This window comes from Kineococcus rugosus (assembly GCF_050871975.1).
Taxonomy (GTDB): Bacteria; Actinomycetota; Actinomycetes; order Actinomycetales; family Kineococcaceae; genus Kineococcus.
Genome location: NZ_JBJLSJ010000082.1, coordinates 1 through 1465 on the forward strand (window position 1 = coordinate 1; position 1465 = coordinate 1465).

At 73.1% G+C, this 1465-nt stretch carries 2 protein-coding genes; both read left to right on the plus strand.

Features of this window, described 5'->3' with window-relative positions:
- Positions 1–334 precede the first annotated feature (334 nt).
- Entirely contained in the window at positions 335–862 is a 528-nt protein-coding gene (rplJ, locus tag ACRYM6_RS22965; protein WP_432545209.1) for a 50S ribosomal protein L10, read from the plus strand.
- 81 nt (positions 863–943) lie between these two features.
- The gene (gene rplL / locus ACRYM6_RS22970; protein WP_432545210.1) at positions 944–1333 is read left to right on the plus strand and encodes a 50S ribosomal protein L7/L12; all 390 of its coding nucleotides are present in this window, start codon (positions 944–946) and stop codon (positions 1331–1333) included.
- Positions 1334–1465: the final 132 nt, after the last annotated feature.

Here is a 1465-nt window from a genome sequence, read left to right on the forward strand (position 1 = left end):
CACCCCCCCCCCCCCCCCCCCCCCCCCCCCCCCCCCCCCCCCCCCCCCCCGCCGCCCGCCCCCCCCCGCCCCCCCCCCCGCGCGGCGTCCCCGGGCCCGGCGCCGCGCGTGGCGCGAGCACCCCGTGACGGCGTGTACACTTGACGGGTACCGAAGACCGCCGGTCGCCGCCTCCTCCCGGGGGTGGCAGAAGGCCCCGTGCACGCGGGCGACCTGCGCAGGTGAGCACCAGCCTCGAGAGTCTCGACCTTCGACGCCCCGCGCTCCTGCGCCGGGGCGTTTCGTGCGTTCAGGGCCTGATCGGCTCCCCCGAGACGAAGGAAGGAGGGCACCCGTGCCGAAAGCCAGGAACATCGCGGCCGTGAAGGAGATCACGGCTCTGTTCGAGGCGTCCAACGCCGCCGTGCTCACCGAGTACCGGGGGTTGTCCGTTGCGCAGATCACCAACCTGCGCAAGGCGCTGGGTCCTGACACGACCTACGCGGTCCTCAAGAACACGCTGACCAGCATCGCTGCGAAGGAAGCCGGCGTCACGGCTTTCGAGGGGCTGCTGTCGGGCCCCTCCGCGATCGCCTTCATCACCGGTGACCCGGTGGAGGCGGCCAAGGGTCTGCGTGACTTCGCGAAGGCCAACCCCCAGCTGATCGTCAAGAGCGGCGTGCTCGACGGCCGCGCGATCAGCGCCGAAGACGTCAACGCCCTGGCCGACCTGGAGTCCCGCGAGGTCCTCCTGGCCAAGGTCGCCGGCGTCCTCAAGGCCAGCCAGTCCAAGGCCGCGGCCCTGTTCCAGGCGCCGCTGTCGAAGACCGTCCGCACCGTGGAAGCGTTGCGGGAGAAGCAGGCCGGTTCCGAAGCTGCCTGACCGGGCAGCTCCGCGGACTCGACCACACCCGCCCGCAGGCGCACTCCTGCGGATCACCCCAGCACAGGAAGGACCGCCACCATGGCGAAGCTCAGCACCGAAGAGCTCATCGACGCGTTCAAGGAACTGACCCTCATCGAGCTCTCCGAGTTCGTGAAGCAGTTCGAAGAGGTCTTCGACGTCACCGCCGCCGCCCCCGTGGCGATCGCGGGCCCGGCCGGTGGCGCTGGTGGCGCCGCCGCTCCGGCCGAGGAGGAGAAGGACGAGTTCGACGTCATCCTCGCCGCCGCCGGTGACAAGAAGATCGGCGTCATCAAGGAGGTCCGCGCGCTGACCTCCCTCGGCCTCAAGGAGGCCAAGGACCTCGTCGACGGCGCCCCCAAGCCCGTCCTCGAGAAGGTCAACAAGGAGACCGCCGAGAAGGCGAAGGCGCAGCTCGAGGGCGCCGGCGCCACCGTCGAGCTCAAGTGATCTGCGCCCCGGCCTGACCGGGGCGCACCTCGCCGCAGGGGGGGGGGGGGCGCGGCCGCGCGCCCCCCCCCCCCGCGGCCCCGCCCCCGCCCCCCCCCCCCCCCGCCCGGCGGGGGTCGTCGACAGCGCGCT